The organism is Bacillus sp. AR4-2 (assembly GCF_008274865.1).
Classification (GTDB): domain Bacteria; phylum Bacillota; class Bacilli; order Bacillales; family Bacillaceae_G; genus Bacillus_A; species Bacillus_A cereus.
In genome coordinates, this window is the sequence record NZ_CP031062.1 from 3,163,984 (window position 1) to 3,190,257 (window position 26,274).

Consider the following 26,274-nt stretch of genomic DNA (forward strand, 5'->3'; position numbering starts at 1 on the left):
AAAGAGTATCCTAAAAAATCGGAGTACCTCTTTATACGTTACCATATTTTCTTGGTAAATAGCTTTTAAACCCACTTTTTTTGATACGCTGCTATACTTTCATATTCTTCTTCCAATTGACGGGACAAACGGATATAGATTGGCGTTAAATCTTTATATTTTTCCACACTTTCCATATTTGGCTCATGATGAAAATCTGCACCTACCATTTCAGAAACTACGGATAATGTATCTATTTCACCTAAACTATATAAACCGAGGATTGCAGCTCCTAAGCAAGAACTTTCAAAACTTTCCGGAACATATACGTCTTGATGGAAAATATCTGCCATCATCTGTCTCCAAAGTTCCGATCTTGCAAAACCACCTGTCGCTTGAATTTTTTTCGGTTCACCAATTAGCTCTTTTAAAGCGAGAAGAACTGTATATAAGTTATAAATTACTCCTTCTAAAACAGCACGGATCAGATGTTCTTTCTTATGATGCAATCCGAGTCCAAAGAAAGATCCTCGTGCATTTGCATTCCATAAAGGAGCTCTTTCCCCTGCTAAATACGGGTGAAATAATAAACCGTCAGATCCAGGATTCACTTTTGCTGCTATTTCAGTAAGTACTTCATATGGATCTTTTCCTAAACGCTTCGCAAGTTCAATCTCTGAAGTACCCAATTGGTCACGAGCCCATCTGAAAATCATACCACCGTTATTAACTGGACCACCGATTACCCAATGGTCTTCAGTTAACGCATAACAAAAGATTCTCCCTTTTGGATCTGTTACAGGACGATTTGTTACAGCACGAATCGCACCGCTTGTACCAATTGTAACAGCCACAACGCCAGGATCTATTGCATTTACCCCTAAATTAGATAGTACTCCATCACTCGCTCCTACTACAAAAGGCGTAGAAACAGGTACATTCATCTCTTTGGCCAGCTCTTCATCTAATCCTGTTAAACTGTGCGTTGTTGGAACAAGCTTTGAAAGCTTTTCATCTGTAATTCCCGCAACATATAAAGCCTCTTCATCCCATTTTAAAGATTTTAAATTAAACATCCCTGTTGCTGATGCTATAGAATAATCAATTACATACTCTTTATATAACTTGTAAAAAACATATTCTTTAATAGAAATGAATTTATAACTTTTTGCGAATAACTCTGCCTTCTCATTCTGTAGCCAAACTAATTTCGAAAGTGGTGACATCGGATGAATTGGTGTCCCAGTACGAAGGTAAATTTCGTGACCATTCATATCATTCTTTATTTTCTCCGCCCAGCTTGCACTTCTATTATCTGCCCAAGTGATACATCTCGTTAACGGCTTTCCCTTTTCATCTACAGCAATGATACTATGCATTGCCGAACTAAAAGAGACACAAAGAATATCACTTGGCTGTACACTACTTGATCGTACAGTTTCTTTAATCGTATGTATTACTGCACGAAAAATTTCTTCTGGGTCTTGTTCTGCTGTTTCAGGCGTAGGAGAATATAAAGGATATTCAATTCCATGACTAGCAATAACAGATCCATCAGTAGAAAATAGAACTGATTTTGTACTAGTTGTCCCAATGTCTACACCAATCATATATTTTGAGCTCACCATTTCTTCCTCCTAACAAAAAATTGTTACAGTATCCCACCATAAAAATACATTCCTTTTATCTATTGATAACGTTGTATGCCACAATTATCTAAATAGAAACATCTTTATCTTAAACAAACATATCGATTAGTAAAACGCCTCCAAAAGCGATAAATGAAAGTAACGTTTCTAATACTGTCCATGTTTTAAATGTTTCTTTCACTGTTAAACCTAGGTATTCTTTTACCATCCAAAAACCAGCATCGTTTACGTGTGAAAACATTAATGCTCCTGCACCTGTTGCAATAACGAGTAATTCTAAGTTCACACCTGCTGTATTTTCAACGATTGGCGAAACGATACCCGCTGCTGTTGTTAAGGCGACTGTCGCTGACCCTGTCGCAATTCGAATTAAACCAGCTACTATAAATGCTAATACAATTGGAGATAGAGCTAAATGTTCAGACATTTGAGCAATAGCATTCCCTACCCCACTATCGATAAGAATTTGCTTAAAACCCCCGCCAGCACCAATAATCGCAACAATTGAACCGATTGGTAATAAGCTATCTTCTGTTATCTTCTTAATAGCTTTTTTATCGATACCTTGACGAAATCCAAGAAAATAGAACGCCGCAAAACATGCAATCAATAGTGCAATGATAGGACTACCGATTAATGTGATAATCTTCATCAAAATATTAGAAAGAGGCACATAAGGAGCTGCTGCAGCTAAAACCATTAACATAACAGGTAACAATATAACTAAAAATGAAACCCCTATTCCTGGTAATTTCGTTGATTTTGTATTTACACGAATCAATTCTGGCTCATTTTCAGGAATTACACGTTTGTGAATCCATTTCGCAAATATAGGACCTGCAATAATCGCTGCAAAAAATGTAATAATGAGTGAATACATTAGTACCTTCCCAAGATTCGCTTTATAAATACCAATTGCAACTATGGCCCCTGGATGCGGAGGAACAAGACCGTGCACGACAGATAGCCCAGCAATTGCTGGTAATGCTATTAATAAAATATTTTGTTTCGTTGTTTTATGAATTGAAATTACTAACGGCAGTAATATTAAAATACCTACTTCAAAAAACACCGGGATTCCAATAATAAAACCTGCAATTAACATAGCCCATGGTAAGTTTTTTATCCCAAAGGATTTAATAAAGAACTCTGCCACTTGCATTCCAGCACCTGACTCTGCCATCATTTTCCCTAAAATTGTACCTAATACTAAAATACCTACTAAATGCCCTAGAACACTTCCCACTCCTGTTTCATAAGCACTCACTATTTTATCCATTGGCATTCCAGACATAATTGCTAAAAACAAACTTGCAACCGTTAAACTAATAAACGCATGCCATCTCCACCACGACACCCCTAAAATAACAATTACGATTGATAATAATGTAATCATTAAAAGGTACATATTCATACTCAGTTCCACCCCTTTATGTAAACCCTTTCAAAATTACTATACAATTAAGAGAACCTATATCGTTCTTTCATGAGTAAGAATTTATATATCGATATACAAATCATCTTCACAAAATAATAATTTATACAAAAAGAATCTCCCTTATCAGAGATACATGTTAACTACTCTCTCTGATAAGGGGATTTCTCTTTCATAATTATAGTGTTATTTTATACATGCTTCATACGAGCATATTTTCCTTCTTCAAAAGTGAATGACACTTTCTTCTCTGCTGTTTTCACGTAGTAAGACTACAAACTCAGGATCCAGTTTAAACGATGAAGTTACTTAGGATTTGTCCTCTCATGAAAAGCAATTTTCGGAAAGCCCCTTCACTTTTATGCATTATAATTTAGGAGCTTTCGCCCAATCCGCAGCAAACTTCTCAATACCTTGATCTGTTAATGGGTGCATAGCAAGTTGCTCGATTACTTTATAAGGGATTGTTGCAATGTGAGCACCTGCCATCGCTACACGAGTTACGTGATCTGGATGTCTAACAGAAGCCGCAATAATTTGTGTATCTAATTGATGAACATCGAATAATTCAGCAATTTTAGCAACTAATAATACGCCATCTTCAGAAATATCATCTAAGCGTCCTAAAAATGGAGAAACGTACGTTGCACCTGCTCGAGCCGCTAAAAGAGCTTGGTTCACTGTGAAAATAAGTGTAACGTTCGTTTTTACACCTTTTTCAGTAAGATAGCGACAAGCTTCTAATCCTGCTAGCGTCATCGGAAGTTTTATTGTAACTTTTTCATCGCCGCCGTTAATCTTAATCAGTTCCTCTGCTTGAGCGATCATCTCTTCAGCTGTAACAGCATCTGGCGTTACTTCTGCCGAAACAGATTCAACTTTCGGCACTGCCTGACAAATTTCTGCAATACGGTCTTCAAACTTAATGCCCTCTTTTGCTACTAAAGAAGGATTCGTTGTAACACCAGCTAAAACTCCAAGTTTATATGCTTTTTTTATGTCCTCAAGATTTGCAGTATCAATAAAAAATTTCATGATCCATTCCCTCCAGTTTTTAAACGTTGATGAGTTACATGTTTAATATGCTTATCCCGTAAAAGCCCGATTGGTGTGGAATAAAGCCCCTACTTATTAAAGTTTCACTTTATTTCTTTTCTACTGCATGTCCGCCAAATTCATTGCGCAGAGCTGCTACAACTTTTCCTGTAAATGTATCATTGTCTAATGAGCGGTAGCGCATTAATAGAGACATTGCGATAACAGGAGTTGCTGTTTGAAGGTCTAATGCTGTTTCTACTGTCCATTTTCCTTCACCAGAAGAATGCATAACACCCTTAATTTCATCCAGTTTTGCATCTTTAGAAAATGCATTTTCTGTTAATTCCATTAACCAAGAGCGAATGACTGAACCGTTGTTCCATACTCTTGATACTTTTTCATAATCGTAGTCAAATTCACTTTTCTCTAGAATCTCAAATCCTTCACCAATAGCAGCCATCATACCGTATTCAATTCCGTTGTGAACCATTTTTAAGAAGTGACCACTACCAGCTTTTCCAGCATATAAAAATCCATTTTCTACAGCAGTATCGCGGAAGATAGGTTCAACGATGTCCCAAGCTTCTTGATCTCCTCCGATCATGTAACAAGCACCATTACGAGCGCCTTCCATTCCGCCAGAAGTTCCTGCATCCATAAAGTGAATGCCATCTTTCTTTAATTGTTCATATCGGCGGATAGACTCTTTATAATGTGAATTACCTGCTTCAATTAAAATATCTCCTTTTGATAAAAGTGGTGTAACCTCATCAATAACAGAATCAACAACAGCGTGTGGTACCATTACCCAAAGAATTCTTGGTGATTGTAATGACTGAACAAGTTCACTTAAACTAGATGTACCTGTTGCCCCGTACTCTTTCATTTCTTCCACTGCACTTGCATTTAAATCAAATGCTGCTACTTCATGTTTATGATCCATTAAATTTTTCCCTAAATTTAATCCCATTTTACCTAACCCAATTAATCCTACTTGCATAATATAATTCCTCCTCAGATTATCTTTTATTAAAAATTCATATCACTACGATTTTGAATACCATTCAGTATTGATAAATCTAGAAAGGTATTCACAGTCATAGCTTAAGAATTCAACACATTTTTTGTAATTTGAACAACATTTTCTATCGTAAATCCAAATAGATTCATGACTTCAGCTCCAGTACCTGAAGCTCCAAATGTTTCAATTGATAGTACTTTTCCTTCTTGCCCTACATAACGTTCCCAACCGAGAGATACACCCATCTCAAGAGATACTCGTTTCGTTATAGAAGACGGAAGAACGGATTCTTTATATTCGTTCGATTGGCGATCAAATAACTCCCAGCTCGGCATTGCAACGATGCGAACAGAGACATTGTCTTCTTCTAGTTTTGCTTTTGCACTAGCAGCTAAAGATACTTCAGAACCTGTCGCAATTAAAATTACATCCGGATTTTCATTTGTTTCCGTTAATACGTAAGCTCCTTTAGAGAGATTCTCTATGTTCGCTTTCGTTTCATTAAACACCGGTAAATTTTGACGACTCAGTACTAAAACGACTGGACCATCCGTTTGCTGTAATGCATACGCCCACGCACTTGCTGTTTCATTTGCATCTGACGGGCGGATAACTGTTAAACCAGGAATTGCACGAAGAGCTGCTAAATGTTCAATAGGTTCATGCGTTGGACCATCTTCTCCTACAGCGATCGAATCATGTGTAAATACGTAAGTAACAGGTAACTTTTGCAGTGCAGCAAGTCGAATCGATGGACGAAGATAGTCATTAAATACAAAGAATGTACTTACGAATGGTTTTACCCCTCCATGAAGAGCCAGTCCATTCGCTGCCGCGCCCATTGCATGTTCACGTACACCGAAGTATATATTGCGGCCAGCATACGATTCTACTGCATATACTGCTTCACCTTTTATATCTGTCATCGTAGAATGAGAAAGATCTGCACTTCCACCGAAAATAGAAGGAATCGTTTTCACATAATGATTAATAGCTTCCCCACTTGCAACACGAGTAGAAATCGTTTTTTCAGTATCAAAGGATAGAATGTCTTTCGCTTCGATTAAAACCTCACCTGTAATCGCTTTTTCTAATTCATCTGCTAGTGCAGGGTTTGACTCTCTGTATACGTTGAACTGCTCATTCCATTCATTCTCTTTTTCAATACCTTTTTGTTTCAGTTCATTAAAATGAGCTGTTACTTCTTCAGGCACAAAGAAGTCTTCCTCATAATCCCAACCATACACTTGTTTTGTCGCTGTTGCCTCTTCTACTCCAAGCGGATTACCATGTGCTTTGTTCGTTCCAGCAACTTTTGGACTTCCATAACCTATAATGGTTCTAATTTCTATAAGAGTAGGTTGATCCGTATTTTCTTTCGCTAATGTAATGGCTTTTGTAATAGCATCGACATCGTTTCCATCTTCAACTCTTACATATTGCCAATGTACAGATTCTGCCCTTTTCTGAATATCTTCAGAGAAAGCAATGCCTAATTCACCATCAAGTGAAATTTCATTTGAATCATACAGTACAATTAACTTGCCAAGTTTCATATGTCCTGCCATTGACATCGCTTCATAAGCGACACCCTCCATTAAGTCACCATCTCCGACTAATGCGTACGTATTGTGATCTATAATAGAGTGACCATCCTTATTGAACTTCGCTGCTAAATGAGCTTCTGCCATTGCCATTCCGACAGCATTAGCAATCCCTTGTCCTAACGGGCCTGTCGTCGCTTCAACTCCAGGAGTATGACCAAACTCAGGATGTCCTGGTGTTTTACTATTTAACTTTCTGAAGTTTTTCAAGTCATCAATTGAAACGTCATATCCAGCTAAATGAAGTAAGCTATACAGTAGGCTCGATCCGTGTCCCGCTGATAAAACGAATCGATCACGGTTAAACCATTTCGGATGATTAGGATTGTGATTTAAATGATTCGCCCATAATGCATAAGCCATCGGTGCTGCTCCCATCGGAAGACCTGGATGACCTGAATTTGCCGCATTAATAGCATCAATTGATAACGTACGAATTGTATTCACTGCTAATTGATTTATGTTTTGTGTCATAGTAATCGTCCCCCTACATGCTTTCATGAAAGAAAGTACTTATTTTTCCGTTTCTTGATCTAACCACCATTTAAATCCACTTTCTTGCAATAATTCATTCGACGCATCTGGACCATATGAACCAGACTCATATTCATGAAGTGGTAATAAGTTTTCCTCGAATGCTTCAAGAATTGGTTGTACCCATTCCCATGACAATTCAACTTCTTTCCAATGTGCAAAGAATGTAGCGTCTCCACTCACAGCATCATGAATGAGTCTTTCATACGCTTCAGGTACTCCCACATCTGCTTGCTCACAAGTAAAGTTAATACGCATCGGTTCAATTTCTCCATTTTTTAATGGATTTTTACTATTTAACTGTAATGAAACGTTCTCACCTGGGCTAATTTCAATTATTAACAAGTTAGGTGCTGCATTTGGATTACTATCTTGATATTGCTGTTTTAACGTATTTTTAAATTCGATTACAATACGAGTAGACTTTTCTTTCATTCGTTTACCTGTTCGTATATAAAAGGGAACGCCAGTCCAAAATGGATTATCGATCCACAAGCGAGCAGCAACAAATGTGTCTATGTTAGAAGAAGGATTTACTCCTGGTTCCTCTTTATATGCTACAACTTGCCCGCCTTTTATCTCTCCTGAAGCGTATTGTCCGCGAATGATATGGTTTTGAACGTCTTCTTTTTTCACTTTACGAAGCGTCTCCATTACCTTTCGCTTTTCCTCTCGAATTTCACATGCATTAACCTTTTCCGGCAGATTCATAGCAGTCATCATTAATATTTGTAACATATGATTTTGAACCATATCTCGAATGGCTCCTGCCTGGTCATAATATCCTGCCCTTTCTTCAACCCCAACTGTTTCACTAGCTGTGATTTGTACATTCGCTATATGTTCTTTATTCCAAATCGACTGGAGAACAGGATTTGCAAATTCTAGCGCTTCAAGGTTTTGAATCATCGGTTTACCTAAATAATGATCAATACGGTATATCTCGTCTTCTTCAAACGTGCGACTAAGCTTATCATTCAGCTCACGAGCAGATGCAAGGTCGTGCCCAAACGGTTTCTCAATCATCAGGCGTTTCCATCCATCTGTTTTATCAAGTCCGCTTTCCTTAATATTTAAAGCAATCGTCTCGAAAAATTCAGGAGCAACTGAAAGATAGAACATTCTATTACCTTTTATATGTAGCTCTTCTTCCCTTTCACGAACGACTTGTAATAATCTCTCATAGTCTTCCGGCTTACTCACATCTAATGAACAATAGCGAAAATTATCTAAAAAACCTTCCAGTTCCGGAGTACCTTCTTCCCTCTGACGAGAAAACGTCTCTATTGATTCTTTTATTCTTTCTTGAAAATCTTCGTGAGATACTTGACGTCTTCCAAGCCCGATAACAGATATTTGCTTTGGAAGCTTTTGATCTCTATATAAGTTATATAGCGCGGGGTAAATTTTGCGTTTCGCTAAGTCCCCTGTCGCTCCAAATAAAACAAAGGTCATTGATTCCAAGTTCAGTCCCCCTCTTGTTGTATAATCCTTGTCAATATTTTAAAAATGAATTGTACAGAAGCCCCTGTTTTATAAAAAAACAAAGAGTTATCAAATGCCAATTCCTTTTATACCTTTCGCTTTCTAATTGTCCCCAATATTAATAGTGGCAATTCAAAGCATTTCTACCACAGATTACTTATTTATCGAACTTAACAAACAAATGTATATCCGATTACTTTTAGTAATTAAATAATCTTATGTCTAGTATATTAACCATATAAATTATTATCGTCAATAAAAATGTCTTGCATTACATACTATTTATTTCGTAATACTTTTCTAAGTTTATCCTGAGTTACCATTCATTTTCAAAGATAATGATCGATATAACAAATGTCAGTTTCATCAAAATCTTCAATCATTTTTCCATTAAACTCACGAGCAGACGTTACATGATAACCAAAAGGCTTCTCTATAATAAGACGGTTCAATCCTTTTGTAGCCCACAATCCACTTTCCTTAATATTTAAAGCAATGACATCAAATACTTCTGGTATAACAGATAGGTAAAACATGCGGTTTTCAGGAATGTTTAATTCTGTTTCACGCCTCTTTACAAGACGCAACAAATCTTGATAGTCCTCTATATTCGCTGTATTTAATTGACAATAACGAAATGTGCTAATAAATTCTTCTACTCCTAATTCATCATCAGTAGATCTTCTAGAAAATGTAGCAAGGGATTGTTCTACCTTTGTTTGAAATTCCACATCTGACATTACCCTTCTACCGATACCGATAATCGAAATAGATTGTGGTATATTTTGATTACTAAATAGCTTATATAAAGCAGGATAAATTTTGCGTTTCGCTAAATCCCCCTGTCGCTCCGGATAAAGTGAAACTTTAATCAGTGGGGGTTTTGTTCATCCCCACTGATTATTAGTTGAACCAATCGGGCTTTTACAGGCAGTTGCCCCACCTAACTTCTATGATATCGCTGAATTTTGAGGTGGGGGTCTTACTGCCTGTTAATGCGGGGTAAAAGAAATGTCATTGAATCCATTTGTTCTCTCCCTTTTAAAACAATTGCTAGAATAGAATATATAAGTTCATTCGCTACTTAGCACAATACTGTCTCTAAAACCTCATACTTTACCAATGTTTCTTCAATACAATTTTCCCAAGAGCACGTTCTGACTCACTTATGTGGTGTGCTTTTTTTACACCTTCTACATGTAAAGGCAACACATGCGTGACAACAGGTTTAATCTTCCCGCTCTCAATTAATTCTGTAATAAGAGAAAGTTCATATCCGTTAGGTTCAGTAAATATATGGTCACTCTCAATATTTTTCTCTCTTGATATCTCGGTTTGCGGAATTTTCATACCTTTCGGACCATAAATAGACGCTAACTTTCCATTTGGTGCAAGTACTTTATAACTATTCTTTAGTACATCCCCACCTAACACATCAAATACAATATTGTAATTATGCAAAAGCAAAGAAAAGTCTTCCGTTTTGTAATCGACGACAGTATCAGCGCCTAGATCCTTTACAAATTGCATGTTTTTCGTACTAGTCGTAGTTGCAACATGTGCACCGAAACTTTTCGCTAGTTGAATAGCAAACGTACCAATCCCGCCAGATCCAGCATGAATTAAAACCTTATTACCTTTTTGAACATTTGCGAACTTCACTAAGCTTTGCCAACTTGTCAAACCTACTAGAGGGATTGATGCTGCTTCCTCAAAAGATAGATTTCTCGGTTTTTTCGCTACATACTTCTCATCTACAGCCACGTACTCTGCGTACGTGCCGTTTCGTTCAATATCTGGACGACTATATACTTCATCCCCCACTTTAAATGCTGTTACGTTTGGCCCTATAGCAGCAACTACACCTGCAACATCCCATCCTAAAACGAGCGGGAAGTCATAAGAAATTACGTCTTGAAGTAACCCCTCACGTATTTTCCAATCCACAGGATTTACACCAGCTGCATATACTTCAATCAGTACATCGTTGTCTCCCAATAGCGGTGTCTGCATTTCAATCTCTTGTAGTACACTTTTATCTCCATATTGCATAAGTCCTATTGCTTTCATTCTTTTCACTCCTTTACAAGGCTGGGAAATGCGGCAGCACTTCTTCTCCTAGCTCATCCAATACTTCGTCAGCTGGACGTTGACCATCAAATAGAGCAAGGAATAAATGATTCACACCAATACTTTTATATACATCAAGTAATTCAATTAGTGCCTTACGCCCTGTACGGTAACCTAAACGTATCGGTGTAGGACGTTCATTTGGATCTTCAGATAAATCTAAATGCATCGGTTGGATAAATGGTTTGAATACATCTGGATGATAATCCTCTACTCGTTCTCTCCATTGTCCAATTGCTGCTGCCTGATGCACTGGACTACGTGGATAATACATCCATCCATCTCCATGTTCAGCAAACCATTCCATATTTTGCTGACTAAAACCTGTAATGAAGGTTGGAACACGTTTAGACGGTTTTGGAACTAAATTCGCACCATGCACTTCTCCTAGCGTCGACTGGATAGACGGGAAGTTTTTATACAAAATTTCTTCCAAGTAAGCAAATGCTTCTCTAAACTTTTCACCTCGTGTTTCATGACTAACACCTAACGCTTTGAAATCGGCACGTCTGTCACCGGATGAAACGCCAAGCATAATTCTTTCTGGAAATAGTTGATCTAATGTAGCAATTTCTTTTGCTACACGCAATGGATGACGAAGTGACAACACTGTTGCCGACGTTCCAAATGCAATTTTCTCTGTCTTGCTTGCTAAATACGTCAAATAAATCATCATATCGTAAATTTGACCTGTTGCAGGATCACCAAAATCAGGGTCTTGCAGCAAAACATCGCGAAGCCATACACCTGTAAAACCATATTGTTCTGCTTTTTGCACTAACTCTACTTGTTTTTCCATCGTTGGAGCATGAAACTGATAATTTTCAATCGGAATGTGGACTCCTAACGTAAGCTGATCTTTCGCAAACATACGATTATATCCAAAATGATTCGCAAACTTTTCCATGTGTTTCACTCACTTTCCTTCATTCATATAAATCTATACTTTTCATATTTCTTCTCAAAATTGATAGGCAATACTGTAATACCACATTGTTGCCGATTGTCATCGTTATAACTTTCTTTGTGCTACGAGTGTTATTATAAATCGGCCATAACATGAATAACAGTACGTACTTTAAAGTGATGTAGGCACTTTTAAGTACCTATACTACATGCTTGCTTATCACTTTCAGCACTAATTCATGCTACACAAAATAACAATTCCCTTTCCTTCAGCAACTTCCAAAGTTGCTTTTGCATATGCGCTACACTATTTCATGCAATCTCCTTCTCTTTATAAAAATTCCTCAAACAAAATGATTGACTTGGAGTTAACTTCAAGTCATACACTTGTAGTGAAAGGAGTGTAATTACAAATGAACGATATATTCACAATATCAGATGTTGCAAAGAAAACAGGATTAAGTACAGATACAATTAGATACTACGAAAAAATTAACCTTCTTCCCCCAGCTAATAGAAATGGGAATAATAATAGGCAATATGTTCAATTAGATATCGATCGAATACTTTTCATTAATCATCTAAAAAGAACACAAATGCCATTAAATAAAATACAAGAATATATGAAATTTTCACGAGAAAAAAACGATGAAGCTTGCAAAACAATACTTGAGGAACATCAAAAACAAATCACAATACAACTAACGAATTTGCAAGCAACTTTAGATATTATAAATTATAAAATTACTCACTTTGAGCGTATAAAAACAGGGAAATTTAATAAAGGAACGGAGATGGAGTTACACAATGAATAATAATAATGAAAACACAATTCAAAAACCAATTTATTCTGGATTCGGTGCAAGAACTACTGCCAAAGAGGCTCTAGGTGGAAAAGATTTAAGCGGAAAGATAGCTATTGTAACTGGAGGATATTCAGGATTAGGACTTGAAATCACGCGCGTACTTGCGGAAGCGGGCGCTACAGTTATCGTACCAGCCAGAAGAATAGAACAAGCTCAAGAAGCTACTGCAAATATTCCGCGGGTGGAATTGGAAAAACTAGATCTTATTAATCCTGATTCTATAGATGCTTTTGCAAATAGATTTCTTAGTACTGGACGTCCACTACATATTTTAGTAAACGGCGCAGGAATAATGGCTAACCCATTAAAACGCGATGTACGAGGATATGAATCCCAGTTCGCAACAAATCATTTAGGTCATTTCCAATTAACAGCAAGACTTTGGCCCGCTTTAGTTCAAGCAAATGGAGCAAGAGTTGTATCAGTTAGTTCGCGCGGTCATCGTATTTGTGGTGTTGATTTTAACGATCCAAACTTTACAAATCGTCATTACGACAAATGGCAAGCTTACGGACAATCCAAAACAGCAAATGCATTATTTGCGGTCGAATTAGATAAACGTGGTAAAGAATTTCATGTACGTGCATTCTCTGCCCACCCTGGAACAATCGTAACAAGTTTATCTCGAAATTTAACTGATGAAGAAATGCATTCAATGGGAGCACTGGACGAGCATGGAAATCGAGCTTTAATAAAATACGATGAAGAATTTAAAAGTATCCCAGAAGGGGCCGCTACAATTGTATGGTGTGCCGCAAACGATCAACTTGATGACAAAGGTGGCGTGTATTGCGAAAATGTTGATATTGCAGAAGCTGTTTTTGCTGACAATCCAGGACCATCAGGAGTGAGACCTTGGGCTAGTAATACAGACTATGCAGACATGCTTTGGGAATTAAGTGAAACGCTAACCGGCGTTCATTTTTTAACTAAATCATAATATTATACTTATTTTTTGTACTTTGCTATGCTATAACCACAAACAGGAGGTATAAACAATGAAAGCACAAATTATCCATTCTTTTGGGGATTCATCTGTATTTCAATTAGAAGAAGTTTCAAAACCAAAACTTTTACCAGGTCATGTTCTAATCCATGTAAAAGCAACAAGTGTAAATCCAATCGATACAAAAATGCGTAGTGGTGCCGTTTCAGCAGTCGCTCCTGAGTTTCCAGCTATATTACATGGAGATGTAGCTGGTATTGTTATTGAAGTAGGAGAAGGTGTTTCGAAATTCAAATCTGGGGATGAAGTATACGGTTGTGCCGGAGGTTTTAAAGAAACTGGAGGTGCACTTGCAGAATTTATGCTTGCTGATGCACGACTGATTGCTCACAAACCTAAAAACCTAACAATGGAAGAAGCAGCTGCTCTACCATTAGTGGCAATTACAGCTTGGGAATCTTTATTTGATCGTGCAAATATTAAACCTGGTCAAAATGTTCTCATTCATGGAGCTACCGGTGGCGTAGGACACGTAGCCATTCAATTAGCTAAATGGGCAGGTGCTAAAGTTTTCACAACAGCTTCTCAGCAAAACAAAATGGAAATAGCCCATCGTCTAGGAGCCGATATAGCTATTAATTATAAAGAAGAATCTGTTCAAGAATATGTGCAAAAACATACGAATGGCAACGGATTTGAAGTTATATTTGATACAGTAGGTGGCAAGAATCTTGATAACTCTTTTGAAGCTGCTGCAATTAATGGAACTGTCGTAACAATTGCAGCCCGTTCAACCCATAACCTCTCTCCTTTACACGCAAAAGGACTTACTCTGCACGTTACTTTTATGGCGTTAAAAATATTACATATAGATAAACGTGACGCTTGCGGGGAAATTTTAACTAAACTAACGCAAATAGTAGAAGAAGGAAAACTTCGTCCATTGCTAGATTCGAAACCTTTTACGTTTGATGAAATTGCACAAGCACATGAGTATTTGGAATCAAATAAAGCAATTGGAAAAATAGTGTTGAAAAACGTTTGGTAACTTTCACTAAGTAATACAAATAACAGCGGGATTGCTTCGCCTTATCTTTGTCTTAAGAGGCGTGCCACAACCTTAAAAGCTTCCATCCTTTACAACAAGTAAAAAAATAACAGCCGAATTTTTCTTATAGTAGAAAATCCGGCTGTTTTCATATCACAATTTACTTTTTGTATATTTCTATTAATAAGTAAAATACAACTTATTTGTCTTACCATCTTTACTTTCTACAGAATACTATGTTGTTTTTAATTTATTAAAATACACTACGTACTAATCCCCCGTCTATTCGCAACGCGGAACCATTAATCGCTGAAGAAAGTGAGCTGCTTAAGAAAGTGACAAGATGGGCAATTTCTTCTGGACGAATAAGTCTTTGAATAATAGAGGTTGGTCGATTCTCTTTCATAAATCGCTTCTCAGCTTCTTCTATTGTCAATTGCTCATTAGGATAAAGACTATTTAGCATAGTCTCAACTCCTTCCGTTAAAGTCGAACCAGGCATGATAGTATTAACAGTCACATTCGTTCCTGTCGTCAGCTCAGCTAAACTACGAGAAAGTGAGAGTTGCATCGTTTTAGTCGCACTATAATGAGCCATTTCTTGAGATGGCATAATAGCTGCTTCGCTAGCAATAAAGATGACTCTTCCTTCTTTTCTTTCAATCATTTTTTTCAAATATGAGCGAGTAAGTCGAACACCACTCATAATATTGACTTCAAACAATTTAAACCAATCTTCATCAGGGATATCAAAATATTCTACAGGTTCAAAAATTCCTAAGTTGTTAATAAGAATGTCTACTTCAGGATACTTTTCAATCACATTTTGGCACCCTTGTTCTGTTCCTAAATCAGCTACTACGGGTTGAAGGATAGCATCAGGATACTGCGCTCGAATTTCTTTTATCGTTTGATTAACATTTTCTTCACGGCGTCCATTAATAAGTACAGTAGCTCCTTCCTCTACTAATGAAGTGGCAATTGCTTTTCCAATCCCTGCCGTAGATCCAGTAACCAGTGCTGTTTTTCCTTTTAATTGCATATGCATGTAAATCCCTCCAAATTCATGTGCTAAATGATTGACTTACGTTGGAATAAATAATTACGTTTATATTGTGGTTCACTTCTCTTATCTTTAACAAAAAATAAGCAGATCCACCCTTTTTTCGAAAGAGTATAAACGAAAATTATGTAGCTATTGGACTCTGTACTGAATTAAAAATCGAAATTATCATCATTTAGATCTACTCGATAATCCTGATTCTAATCATTGTCATGTTAAAAAATCACATCAACAACAGAGTAAAGCTAAAACCAACCAGTAAATACCATTATGGTCTATATTAACTAGAAAGAAAATTACGCACTTTAAAGTTCCATAGGAACAAAAAAGTGCCCTATATACTATAATTTCTAACTTTTTATATTTGCTAAAGTAGTATCTTTTTTTATCATAGAAAAGGTTGTAAAATCACACATTCTTACATACAGTTATAGGATTATTTTTATCCTAATTAACTAAAAACTATATAACACATTTGTAAAATAAAATTCTTAAAAAACCTTGCAGAAAAATTCTACAAGGTTTTTTCCTATACACAATTAATCACTATATTAAAATAAAAAAGGTTTATAATTCATCAAAATATTATTAAATATAAGCTGCTTTAAAGGCTTGTTGGACAGCTTGTACTTCTAATGAGTCTTTACCATATAAGTTCGTTGCTACATGAATACAAGCTTCTTTTAATTCTTTAAAGTCAGAAGTCATATTTAATTCATCCGTATTTGCATAATAGAAAATATCAAACATTTTATCTTCTCCAATGCCATGTACGTTTACTCCATTATGGTTTCCACCACTAGCAATCAAGTAAGCTACTTTATTAATAATGCTAGAGTTCGTGTGTACACCACCATGATCGTGGTCAGCATCAATAGGTAAGTTATTATAATGTCTATAGTCCTCCGGATATCTAGAAGAGATAGATGATGGGTTTTTCATATCTCTAAAAATACGACCAGATTGTTCTCCCATTGTCCAATTGAACTTTCCGTTATTTGCATACTTTTCAACTGCTACTCCTAAAATATCAGATAACGCTTCATTAATTGCACCAGCTTCTCCTGCGTACTCAAGTCCAGACTCATTTCTTGTAACCGCGTGTGTAAATTCATGTCCTGCCACATCAAATGCTCTAACAATTGGATCTCCATATACCAGCATAGCCCCATTACTAAATGCATTAAACCACTGCTTAGGATTCCCTTTATTCGTACCATTTGTGTTCCAACCATGAACGACAGAAATTACTTTTTGTCCGTTATTATCAAAGCTGTTACGGCCATATTTTTCTTGATAAAAATCATATACTTTCGTTGCTAAATAATGGGCACTAACTGCTTTAGGATCTGTAAAATTTGTAGAATTACTTGTTACTAAATCATCGAGATAACCCCATACATTTCTTCTATAATTATTATAATCTTTATAATTAGCAGTATATGTTTCAATTCCCTTACCACGAGAATAATCTGCAAGCATGTACGTTCCATCACTTCGCTGCGTAATTCCAAACGTACGATTAATACCTAAGTCATCTTTTCCTGTACCTGTTAATTTTGAAGGATCTTGTGATTTATTTACTGTCACAGATTGGACAATACTACTATCTACTTGTATACCTAATTTTTGAACGAGTTCTTTTAATAGATTACCACCAAAAGCATCAATTAATACTGTACCAGATACATATTCAGGTGTAGATGCACTAAAAGTAATTTGATATGCGTTTGTAGCTTTATTTGTATTTTCATCTACATATACTACTTGTTTAATTTCTGGTTCTTCAATAAATGTAAGATCATTTCCATAGATGTTGAAAAGCTGTTTCTTTGCATCCTCTTCTGATAAAGTAATAGGTTGTTTCAAATCTTCCTGTTGTTGTAGATCTTGGGCACTATCCCCCGAAACGCTCGTAAGTACACCATCATCATTAATATGTGCTGTTAGTTGATATCCGTATACATCACGTCCTTCATACGTTTGTTGAAGACGTACCAATGTAGTACCATCATAAGATTTACGACTTTGCGTAACATTATAATTAACTTTGGATTCCGTATTAACTTGCTTTGATGATAATGCTTGTTCTGTTTTTCCTTTTAGTGCATCCTTTGCTACATTTTCTGCCGATTTTTGAGAAGGTGCTGTTAAATTACCTGTTCGGAACGTATCTTCCTTTGTTTCCATTTTTAAATCTTCTTTTGCCGCATGTACTCCTCCATAAGGCATAATCGCCGATAACACCACTCCTGTAGTTAAACCTACCTTTACGAAATTCTTCATATTTTTACTCCTTTATAATCGTATTATCAAATTAAATAAATGTATTTTACAATTTTAAGCTTAGATAAAAATTGTAACTATAGCCAATCGATTTTACATACCTCTATATACATAGGCTAATAGATTGGTTTGCTACTTTTTAGATTCAATTCATTTCTCAAAAATTACTCATTATATAAGCTATCTTTATATTTATTTATATACGTTATTTTTTGTGGTTCTGATAACATATTTATTGCCATCCACACATTCTTTTTCATTTCTACTTTTTGCATTGGTATCTCTTTTAAAAACGGATTGCCTATAATCGCTTCCATTTCTTCATCAATTCTTTGTATAAGATTTTTTTCTGGATTATTTTGCAAATAAGTATTTTTCAATCCCCATTTTGTCATTATAAATTCATTTGTTTTATTCATAGGATTAATAATAGTAGCTTTACTAGTTAATCGTTTTTTTACTTCATCATGATAGATTTTAATTCTATATCCTTCTTTTAGTGGGATGATATCTTTTACAACGGTTACATTTGTTCCTTCCATTTCCTTCGTATAAATTTTTTCACCTTTCTCATTAAACACCTCTATTGATGCATATTTTTCACCTGCATAATAGCTATGAGGCATTTTAGTAGTAACCGTAAAAACAGCTCGCTTTTGCTCTAAGTCTGTATTTAATTCGGCAAACTGATCATCTCCTAATCCTAGGAATTGAATCGTTTCATTTACCAAATTGCTCACTTTCATTTCGTTAACATCAATCGTTAAACTATTATCCTTTTCCTTTACATAGGCATAATACGTACTGAAATGGTACATACTATCCGTTTTCCCACCTGAAATCTCAACCGTATAGATTCCATTTGGTACGTCTTGTAAATTGATATCTGCTGTTTCAATTGTTTTTTCTTGAATAACTGTATTCCCTTCTTTTAATTTAATCTTTCCTCCTTTCAATGTATCTATTTCATTTGTATTTAAATGGATATGCAAATTCCCTTTTAACCCAAGTGAAGCAATTTGCTGATTCGTAACTATTTCAAAGTTAGAGTTTATCGGAATATCAGGATCAATTAGAGCTCTCGCCTTAGCTAATTGTGATTCAGGCACTATATACGCTAAAGAAGTAACTGCCGGATAACCTTTCGCCCTATTCATCTCTATTTGTTTATGATTAAGCTTAAAGCCCCATCTTTCAAAAACGGGTGTAAAATCAACTTGTACATTCTCGCTATAATACTGATTCATTAAATCTGGTAAAGAATGGTCACCTTTTTTAAAAGCAGCATTACTAGCTAGTTTTCGATAACCTTGATACATTTTTGCAAAAGCTTCATTGCCAGCTTTTTGTTTCGCCATCGTTAAAAGAATAAGTTTTTGTCGTAAATCTAAGTCATCATAATTTTTATTTTCTTTCATTAAAGCATTGTATAAATTCCGTTCTACCTGTTCCTTCTTCCCAAAATTAAATAACCAACCAACTTGATCTGCTTTTTTGCCGTATTTACTATATTGATATTGAACACCAAATAGATTATTAGAAACTTCTCCTGTAAATATTCCTTGATTATCAAAACCAGCTTGGTATCCATGAGCGATTTCATGTAAAGTTCCCCAACTTAGTTTATCTAACCACATCTTTGTACTATCTGTACTATTGGCTGTCCAATTTACGCCATAATAGGCACCGCCAGCACCAGATATATCTGCTTTTAAGAAATAACGATTTTGACTTTTTTTATTTTCAACCGTTGAGCCATCTAAACCAATAATTGAATCATACATCGCAAAAATATCTTCATAATATGCAATTAACTCATCCAACGATTGAAAATCTTTTAAAGATCTTACTAACTCTTTATCTTTTTTAGGTACAAATAATTGAAAACTCTCCCCTTGAATTAACGCATACTCTCCATCAAATTGATCCCATGTACTAAAAAATTGAGATACATTTCCTTGTTGTTTATAAATCGGAAGAGGTTTAGTAGCACTTTCATTCCCTAGTTGGTACTCAAGTACAGCGTGCTCTTCACCATACGGAGTATCTATGAAAGGAACTAAAGGCGTATCACCTTGGATAGTAACCCATTCATTTCCTACTTGTATGGATTTTTCATTTTTTGAGTCATTAGACAATAAACGTAATGTTAATTTGTCTTTAAAATTAGGATTCGTTTGTCTTACCTTTAATGGTGTATTTCTCTTCAAAATAAATCCTAAATCTTGTCGATCGTGATATTTCCCCTTACTTATGCCCGCCTGAAATATCCAAGTAGGCTCTTCTAAACTAGTAATTTCTTTTACATTTGTTCGTTCATCAGCATGCAGGTGTATATTTCCTATGAGGAAAAATATTGTATACATTATGCCTATAACAAGTAATCTTTTCATTTGCATATCTCCTTTTCTATTTTTCATATACAAAATACAATAAAACCCTCCTTCTTCACTTATAACTGTCGTCAGTAAGTTACTTATCAGTGTAATTATTATAGTTACATTAACTCGTGATTATCAATCATTAAATGTATGTAATTTTGCATATGTGAATATTTAATAACAATTCCCAAAGTATCGTATAATTATCAATATTTTTTCAGACATTATTCAAAAAAAAACACGAAGACCCTTAAGTCTTCATGTTTTTTATACATGTTATTAAACTTGTGATTGAATTAATTACTAAAATCTTTTTAATCGCGAAAAATCAATTATTTTTAGGCTGATAGCCATACGTAAACTTTTATGATTTACTCATCCTTTTTGTTCTGTAATATTAAATTTTGAAACCAATTCCGTTAATTCTTCCACCTTTTCTTTCATTTTGTTGGATTGAATTGATATTTGTTCAATTGATACGGCCTGTGATTGAATTGAATTTACTGTTTGAAGAGTCTCCTTTTTCACATCCGTTGCAGTTTCAGAAACTAGCGAAAGAGAAGCATTTACTTCTTCTGTACCAGCAGACATCTCTTCTGTCGCTGCGGATACTTCTTGAATTTGACTTGTAATCTTATCAATATCTCTCATAATAGACAAGAAGGTTTGATTCGCTTTGTAAGCAGCTTCTTTTCCTTCTACTGCCTTTTGTTGTCCTTTTTGCATGACATTAACTGTATCTTGGGTATCTTTTTGAATGGATTTTATTAAATGATTAACTTCTTTTGCAGATTCTTTAGATTGCTCAGCCAAGTCTCGAACTTCTGCGGCAACCACTGCAAATCCTTTCCCATTCTCTCCAGCACGTGCCGCTTCAATAGCGGCATTTAAGGCAAGAAGATTCGTTTGTTCGGCAATATTAGTAATTGCAGCGAGAGCTGTATCAATCTGTTGTGTACGTGTAACAAGTTTATTTATTACTTTTGATGTTTCCTCGACAACATCATGCACACTATTCATTTGAAGAATAGAGTGATTTATCACTTCACTACCGATATTTATTCGTTCTGTAGTCGTTACTGCTACCTCAGCGACTACTGCTGAAGATTCAGCTACAGTTTGCACCCCTGTTGTAATTTCTTCCATTGAGGATGAGCTCTCCTGAATACTAGATACCTGTCCTTCTATTTTTGTTTTTACTTCTAAAACAGTCTGTACAACCTCATTTGAAATACTAGACGCTCGATTTGTATCTTGTAATACGCCCTCCGTAGTAGAAATAACCTCTTGTGTTGTCATCTTAACATTCGCAATTAATTGTTGAAGGTTATCTAACATACTATTAAAAGACTGAACAATATGCCCTAATTCATTATTTGCTTTATAAGGAGTACGTGTTGTTAAATCTCCAGCTGCTACTTTTTCCATATCATTTTGTAGTAACACAAGTGGTTTTCGGATAGTTAATTTAATAATATATCCAATTAATATAATTATTAAAATTGCTAAAAGCGAAATACTAACAAACATTATCATTGTATTTTGAGCACTATTATTATTTTCCTTCTGTAAAAGCTCTGCATTATTACTATTATATAAAATTAATTCACGAATTGATTTTATTGATTTTTGCATATTAGGTTCAATCTCTTTTAGGTAATATGCATATGCTTCCTCATTATTAGATTTCCCTAATTCTTGCGCTTTCTTCATTTGAGTTCTTAATTTATTAAATGTTTCATAAAACGTGTTATATAATTCTTTTTCTTTAGTAGAAATAACTTTAGCCTCAAACTGCTTTAAAAGATGATCATTTTCCTGACGAATTCCGTCCATTTCTCTTATTAATTCATTCATTCTTTTTTCATCTTTTGATACCATAATTTCCATAAAGTTCATATTAACATGATAAAAATTAGATTCTACAATACCAATCCACTCAATTGGTAGTAAATTATCCTCATACATATTAGAGGAAGTACTTTTCCCTCTTTCTAATCCCCAAAACCCTATTAGGGATAATACTATACATGCAATACTTGATATAGTTATTAATATGTTTAGTTTTGTACCAACCTTACTGTTTCTTAATAATTCCAATTCACTTTCTCCATTCTAATATATAGTTTAAGTAATGTATTTTATACCAAGAATCCAAAAATTACGATGTTTATTTTGTAATATGCAATTTTGCATATCATCCACTACTGATTCAAAATAACCTAACATTGTAATTTTGGTTTTCCAAAAATTCATGATTATGAACACACCCTATTAATTCTTGAACTTCTCATCCAAAATATCCAAAAATATTGTGGCACCAGGGGAACCCATCATTGATATATAAATTACACTACCATACAAGACTAGCTTAAAAATATTTTTCTTATTGCTCATTTTTCTATTTCCTCTCTATTAGAAGTACTCCTAGCACATCACACTAATAAAAACGATAGTATTAAAAAATAAGGAAAGACATAACACCTATGTCTTTCCTCTAAAATTGTAACACTCAATATACTCTTAGCTCTATTTGATTTGCCAGTTAAATCCTCACATTTCTTTCTTTATAATATCTCCTAACTCTGTCCAACTTGTAATACGTGGGATGTTGAGATGTTGATTGTAAGAAGTAGTTTTTGCATACACATTTATCGGTTTTCCTATTAACGTTTCTAAGACTGCCGGCTTATCATCAAAGAAATAGTTTAATTTTATTTCTTGTATGAAGTGTATTTTTTCTTCATCCTTCATTCCATAGAAAAAGCGATCTTCATGTACCGGAAAACCTTTTTCTATTAACCATTTTTTTGTTTGCTCTCCATGCTCTTTAGGTCGCGCCGTTATATAGTAAATTTCATGTCCCTGTCTTTCTAATTCTTGCAATGTCTCTACTGCATACGGAAACGGTGAACAAGAAGTATAATAAATTTCATCCAGCAAACTATTCCACATATGACTGCCTTCCTCCGAAGTCATGCCAAATGCTTCATGAATTTCAATTGTTTTTAAAGAATGAAATATATCCAATCCTACTTTTTTGTTTAATTTTTTATTATATAAATGAAAAGCATGCTGCCTTAAATCAATTAACGTATCATCGATATCAAATCCAAACTTCACTCTTCATCGCTCCATTCTGCCATCCATTTATCGGAACATATAAGTAGTTTTTATTCTCCTTATATGTTCCGATATTCTGGATAGCCAATAAATCTATAATCTTTTCCAGCCTGGGTAAATGATATATCCTTAAATTCAATTGCATCTTGCATTTTAGTAATACCAGTCCCCTCTACAAAGCTAGGCGCCAATCTGCCCCCAATAATTTTTGGTGCGACATATAATATAAGTTTATCCATCAATTTATTTTCAATAAACGAAGCATTTACCTCTCCACCACCTTCAATAAGCAGGGAGGAAACTCCTTTTTGCCCTAAAACATCAAGCATTTCATGTAAGTTTATATGCTTTTCTCCGCTAGTAACAAATACTTTAACTCCTGCATTTTCTAATGCTTTCTTTTTTTTCGCTGCATGATTACTTGTTGTAAATATCCAGGTAGGAGCTTCTCCATCTGTAACAACGTTAGCTTCCATCGGTATGCGTAATGTCGAGTCCAATATTATTCGAATTGGATTTCGTCCATTTGGAATACGCGTTGTCAATGATGGATTATCCTTTTGAACAGTATTCGCTCCTACTAAAATAGCCACATTTTCGTTTCGTATTTGGTGTACTTCTTGTCTTGCTTCTGTAGATGTAATCCACTTACTATCCGATGAAGACGTAGCGATTTTCCCGTCTAATGTAACTCCTGATTTAATCGTTACAAATGGACGCTTTGTCAAAATATATTTATTAAAGACTTCATTCATTTTTTTAGATTCTTCTTCACACACTCCTACAAGTACTTCAATACCTGCATCTTGTAGAATTTTAATTCCACGTCCAGAAACAAGCGGGTTTGGATCAAGTGTAGCAACTACTACCTTCTTAATTCCTGCTTGTACAATTGCTTCAGCACAAGGCCCTGTTCTACCAAGATGAGAACAAGGTTCAAGAGTTACATAGATTGTAGCACCACGTGCCTGTTCTCCAGCCATACGTATCGCATGTATTTCGGCATGTGGTTCTCCGGCCTTCATATGTGCTCCGACCCCTACAATTCGATTATCATTTACAATCACAGATCCAACCAATGGATTTGGAGTCGTTTGTCCCTTCATAGCCTTGGCATTTTCTAGTGCTAGCTTCATATACAATTCATGCTCAAGCATGTAAGTGTCCCCCTTCAAAATGTCCAGAACGCTGAATCTTCGTTTGCAAATATTTCTCATTAAACTCTGAGACATCACCCCATAACGGTTCACGACTCGTAACATTTAATCCAGCTTTTTGTAACGCTTCTAATTTTTTCGGATTATTTGTAATAAGTTTTACAGGTTTTGAGCGTAGCGCTTTTAATACTTCAATTGTATCATCATAGTTTCGAACATCATCTTCAAAACCTAGGTTCAGATTAGCTTCTACTGTATCTAACCCATTTTCTTGCAAGAGGTACGTCATCGCTTTACTAAACAAACCAATTCCTCTTCCTTCATGATTCGCTAAGTAAAATAAAGCACCTGAACCATGTTCTGTAATCATTTGTAAAGACTGCTTTAATTGGAATCCACAGTCACAACGTTTACTACCAAAGATATCACCGGTGTGACAAATACTATGCATACGAATTAGGGCATCTTCAGAATTCTCAAAATCACCATATACAAGCACACTAGATTGCTGCATATCAGCTAAATTAATAGATGAGAGTTTTTCAATAATTCCTTCTACACTATTTGTAACCTCACTACATTGTAACCAAGAATACCATTGAAAAACTTTAGTCTCCCCATATAAATTAATTGGCAATTTGATAGGACCTACTAAATAAATATCCTTTCCATCTTGATGTATAAATTGAATTTTATCTTCTAACATATGAATTGTATCTGTTGTAACCATTAGGTACCTCCTAGTATTGAGAATCTCTAAAAATTCTCTTCCATCGTTATATTTTTTATTGTTTAACTTACACAACGTAAGTGTTTTTACAGATGCTATTCTTTTTTCTCTCAGCTTATATGCAATATGTATCATTACAACTTTGGCCATTTAAAGAAAAGAGTTTCAGTTACATAAAACAACTTAGTTACTTTATGTAAGTGAGTATACATTCGTAATTACTTTACGTCAAGTAATTAATTATAAAAATATTTGTTACTAATAGTAAGATGTTATATAATTTATTTTAGGAGGTGAAGGAAAATGAATGATTCTACATTATGCCCTCGCTTTGAAAAAGGAATGAAATTTTTTAGTCAACGATGGACAGCACTCATTATTTACCAACTTTTCTCTGGACCTCAGCGCTTTTGTACGCTTGAATCTTCTCTTCCTGTTAGCGGAAGATTACTTTCAGAAAGATTGAAAGAATTAGAACTAGAAGGAATTGTCGAACGTAAAGTCTTTCCTGAGACACCAGTTCGTATAGAATATTCTTTAACTCAAAAAGGATTTGCTTTAGAAGCTATTATTCGCGGAATAGAAGAATGGTCACAGGAATGGATAGAACTTGAGGAATAACATAAAAGCTTTTTCGTATATAGTTTTAAGTAATCAAATTACAGATACCTATTATTAAAACGCTAGTTTTTCAAGCATTTATGAAAAGCTAGCGTTTTTTAATGAATAAAATAAAATTTAAGAAATGAAACAAGATGATCAAACCGATCACCTTGTTCCTTTAAAGATTAAAATAGTGATTTTAACAACTTTTATTAATACATACTCGATTAACAGAAATAATAAATAGAATTTTTGTAACTAAACAGTTTTATTTTCGCAATACAGTTAGC

The 26,274-nt window shown here is 35.1% G+C and carries 20 protein-coding genes; 4 read left to right on the top strand and 16 right to left on the bottom strand.

What is annotated here, in order from left to right:
* Positions 1 to 65: 65 nt before the first annotated feature.
* From gntK to DN399_RS16385, 9 genes are all read right to left on the bottom strand, one after another.
* A complete protein-coding gene (gene gntK, locus DN399_RS16340; protein ID WP_006922506.1) occupies positions 66 to 1,607 on the bottom strand; it encodes a gluconokinase in 1,542 nt (513 codons plus the stop codon).
* 109 nt (positions 1,608 to 1,716) lie between these two features.
* Positions 1,717 to 3,042 carry a gluconate permease GntP gene (gene gntP / locus DN399_RS16345; RefSeq protein WP_149149823.1) on the bottom strand — a complete coding sequence of 442 codons (1,326 nt, stop codon included), beginning with the start codon at positions 3,040 to 3,042 and terminating at the stop codon, positions 1,717 to 1,719.
* A gap of 387 nt (positions 3,043 to 3,429) precedes the next feature.
* The gene (gene fsa / locus DN399_RS16350; RefSeq protein ID WP_000667676.1) at positions 3,430 to 4,098 is read right to left on the bottom strand and encodes a fructose-6-phosphate aldolase; all 669 of its coding nucleotides are present in this window, start codon (positions 4,096 to 4,098) and stop codon (positions 3,430 to 3,432) included.
* Positions 4,099 to 4,207: 109 nt separating this feature from the next.
* On the bottom strand, positions 4,208 to 5,101 hold the full coding sequence (gene gnd, locus DN399_RS16355; protein ID WP_001195911.1) for a phosphogluconate dehydrogenase (NAD(+)-dependent, decarboxylating): 894 nt from the start codon (positions 5,099 to 5,101) through the stop codon (positions 4,208 to 4,210).
* A gap of 104 nt (positions 5,102 to 5,205) precedes the next feature.
* Positions 5,206 to 7,200, bottom strand: a complete 1,995-nt coding sequence (gene tkt / locus DN399_RS16360; protein ID WP_086388695.1) for a transketolase — start codon at positions 7,198 to 7,200, stop codon at positions 5,206 to 5,208.
* 39 nt (positions 7,201 to 7,239) lie between these two features.
* The gene (gene zwf, locus DN399_RS16365; RefSeq protein ID WP_086388696.1) at positions 7,240 to 8,724 is read right to left on the bottom strand and encodes a glucose-6-phosphate dehydrogenase; all 1,485 of its coding nucleotides are present in this window, start codon (positions 8,722 to 8,724) and stop codon (positions 7,240 to 7,242) included.
* 350 nt (positions 8,725 to 9,074) lie between these two features.
* Entirely contained in the window at positions 9,075 to 9,620 is a 546-nt protein-coding gene (locus DN399_RS16370) for a glucose-6-phosphate dehydrogenase (RefSeq protein ID WP_231692056.1), read from the bottom strand.
* Positions 9,621 to 9,861: 241 nt separating this feature from the next.
* Positions 9,862 to 10,815 carry an NADP-dependent oxidoreductase gene (locus tag DN399_RS16380; RefSeq protein WP_086388697.1) on the bottom strand — a complete coding sequence of 318 codons (954 nt, stop codon included), beginning with the start codon at positions 10,813 to 10,815 and terminating at the stop codon, positions 9,862 to 9,864.
* Positions 10,816 to 10,828: 13 nt separating this feature from the next.
* Entirely contained in the window at positions 10,829 to 11,782 is a 954-nt protein-coding gene (locus DN399_RS16385; protein WP_006922495.1) for an LLM class oxidoreductase, read from the bottom strand.
* Positions 11,783 to 12,194: 412 nt separating this feature from the next.
* On the opposite strand from DN399_RS16385, the gene DN399_RS16390 reads away from it, so the two are divergent.
* Genes DN399_RS16390 through DN399_RS16400 form a run of 3 tightly spaced genes read left to right on the top strand, consistent with a single transcriptional unit; the run spans position 12,195 to position 14,641 of the window.
* Positions 12,195 to 12,596: a MerR family transcriptional regulator gene (locus tag DN399_RS16390; RefSeq protein ID WP_006922494.1), complete on the top strand. Its 402-nt coding sequence runs from the start codon at positions 12,195 to 12,197 to the stop codon at positions 12,594 to 12,596.
* The gene (locus DN399_RS16395; RefSeq protein WP_006922493.1) at positions 12,589 to 13,587 is read left to right on the top strand and encodes an oxidoreductase; all 999 of its coding nucleotides are present in this window, start codon (positions 12,589 to 12,591) and stop codon (positions 13,585 to 13,587) included. The genes DN399_RS16390 and DN399_RS16395 overlap by 8 nt, the downstream gene beginning before the upstream one ends.
* Before the next feature lie 58 nt (positions 13,588 to 13,645).
* A complete protein-coding gene (locus tag DN399_RS16400; protein WP_016122896.1) occupies positions 13,646 to 14,641 on the top strand; it encodes a zinc-dependent alcohol dehydrogenase family protein in 996 nt (331 codons plus the stop codon).
* A 253-nt stretch (positions 14,642 to 14,894) separates the two neighbouring features.
* Here DN399_RS16400 and DN399_RS16405 read toward each other — a convergent pair whose 3' ends face one another.
* From DN399_RS16405 to DN399_RS16435, 7 genes are all read right to left on the bottom strand, one after another.
* Positions 14,895 to 15,689: an SDR family NAD(P)-dependent oxidoreductase gene (locus DN399_RS16405; protein ID WP_016122897.1), complete on the bottom strand. Its 795-nt coding sequence runs from the start codon at positions 15,687 to 15,689 to the stop codon at positions 14,895 to 14,897.
* A gap of 603 nt (positions 15,690 to 16,292) precedes the next feature.
* Entirely contained in the window at positions 16,293 to 17,990 is a 1,698-nt protein-coding gene (locus DN399_RS16410; RefSeq protein ID WP_086388698.1) for a M4 family metallopeptidase, read from the bottom strand.
* A gap of 164 nt (positions 17,991 to 18,154) precedes the next feature.
* Complete coding sequence (locus DN399_RS16415; RefSeq protein WP_086388786.1) at positions 18,155 to 20,383, bottom strand: putative mucin/carbohydrate-binding domain-containing protein; 2,229 nt, start codon at positions 20,381 to 20,383, stop codon at positions 18,155 to 18,157.
* Between the two features lie 363 nt (positions 20,384 to 20,746).
* Positions 20,747 to 22,471 carry a methyl-accepting chemotaxis protein gene (locus DN399_RS16420; RefSeq protein ID WP_086388699.1) on the bottom strand — a complete coding sequence of 575 codons (1,725 nt, stop codon included), beginning with the start codon at positions 22,469 to 22,471 and terminating at the stop codon, positions 20,747 to 20,749.
* Positions 22,472 to 22,924: 453 nt separating this feature from the next.
* Positions 22,925 to 23,494 carry a 5' nucleotidase, NT5C type gene (locus DN399_RS16425; protein ID WP_086388700.1) on the bottom strand — a complete coding sequence of 190 codons (570 nt, stop codon included), beginning with the start codon at positions 23,492 to 23,494 and terminating at the stop codon, positions 22,925 to 22,927.
* A 59-nt stretch (positions 23,495 to 23,553) separates the two neighbouring features.
* Complete coding sequence (ribD, locus tag DN399_RS16430) at positions 23,554 to 24,651, bottom strand: bifunctional diaminohydroxyphosphoribosylaminopyrimidine deaminase/5-amino-6-(5-phosphoribosylamino)uracil reductase RibD (RefSeq protein ID WP_149149824.1); 1,098 nt, start codon at positions 24,649 to 24,651, stop codon at positions 23,554 to 23,556.
* On the bottom strand, positions 24,644 to 25,381 hold the full coding sequence (locus DN399_RS16435) for a GTP cyclohydrolase II (RefSeq protein WP_000258865.1): 738 nt from the start codon (positions 25,379 to 25,381) through the stop codon (positions 24,644 to 24,646). The genes ribD and DN399_RS16435 overlap by 8 nt, the downstream gene beginning before the upstream one ends.
* Before the next feature lie 303 nt (positions 25,382 to 25,684).
* Here DN399_RS16435 and DN399_RS16440 point away from each other — a divergent pair, with 303 nt between their 5' ends.
* On the top strand, positions 25,685 to 26,002 hold the full coding sequence (locus DN399_RS16440) for a winged helix-turn-helix transcriptional regulator (protein WP_001000102.1): 318 nt from the start codon (positions 25,685 to 25,687) through the stop codon (positions 26,000 to 26,002).
* Positions 26,003 to 26,274 lie beyond the last annotated feature (272 nt).

Bases quoted from the DNA above. Each gene is read 5' to 3' on its own strand.
- DN399_RS16390 (WP_006922494.1), top strand. From the start codon at position 12,195: ATGAACGATATATTCACAATATCAGATGTTGCAAAGAAAACAGGATTA.
- DN399_RS16385 (WP_006922495.1), bottom strand. From the start codon at position 11,782: ATGGAAAAGTTTGCGAATCATTTTGGATATAATCGTATGTTTGCGAAA.
- fsa (WP_000667676.1), bottom strand. From the start codon at position 4,098: ATGAAATTTTTTATTGATACTGCAAATCTTGAGGACATAAAAAAAGCA.
- gntP (WP_149149823.1), bottom strand. From the start codon at position 3,042: ATGAATATGTACCTTTTAATGATTACATTATTATCAATCGTAATTGTT.
- DN399_RS16405 (WP_016122897.1), bottom strand. From the start codon at position 15,689: ATGCATATGCAATTAAAAGGAAAAACAGCACTGGTTACTGGATCTACG.
- DN399_RS16440 (WP_001000102.1), top strand. From the start codon at position 25,685: ATGAATGATTCTACATTATGCCCTCGCTTTGAAAAAGGAATGAAATTT.
- ribD (WP_149149824.1), bottom strand. From the start codon at position 24,651: ATGCTTGAGCATGAATTGTATATGAAGCTAGCACTAGAAAATGCCAAG.
- DN399_RS16400 (WP_016122896.1), top strand. From the start codon at position 13,646: ATGAAAGCACAAATTATCCATTCTTTTGGGGATTCATCTGTATTTCAA.
- DN399_RS16395 (WP_006922493.1), top strand. From the start codon at position 12,589: ATGAATAATAATAATGAAAACACAATTCAAAAACCAATTTATTCTGGA.
- DN399_RS16415 (WP_086388786.1), bottom strand. From the start codon at position 20,383: ATGAAAAGATTACTTGTTATAGGCATAATGTATACAATATTTTTCCTC.
- DN399_RS16410 (WP_086388698.1), bottom strand. From the start codon at position 17,990: ATGAAGAATTTCGTAAAGGTAGGTTTAACTACAGGAGTGGTGTTATCG.
- tkt (WP_086388695.1), bottom strand. From the start codon at position 7,200: ATGACACAAAACATAAATCAATTAGCAGTGAATACAATTCGTACGTTA.
- DN399_RS16435 (WP_000258865.1), bottom strand. From the start codon at position 25,381: ATGGTTACAACAGATACAATTCATATGTTAGAAGATAAAATTCAATTT.
- DN399_RS16380 (WP_086388697.1), bottom strand. From the start codon at position 10,815: ATGAAAGCAATAGGACTTATGCAATATGGAGATAAAAGTGTACTACAA.
- gntK (WP_006922506.1), bottom strand. From the start codon at position 1,607: ATGGTGAGCTCAAAATATATGATTGGTGTAGACATTGGGACAACTAGT.
- gnd (WP_001195911.1), bottom strand. From the start codon at position 5,101: ATGCAAGTAGGATTAATTGGGTTAGGTAAAATGGGATTAAATTTAGGG.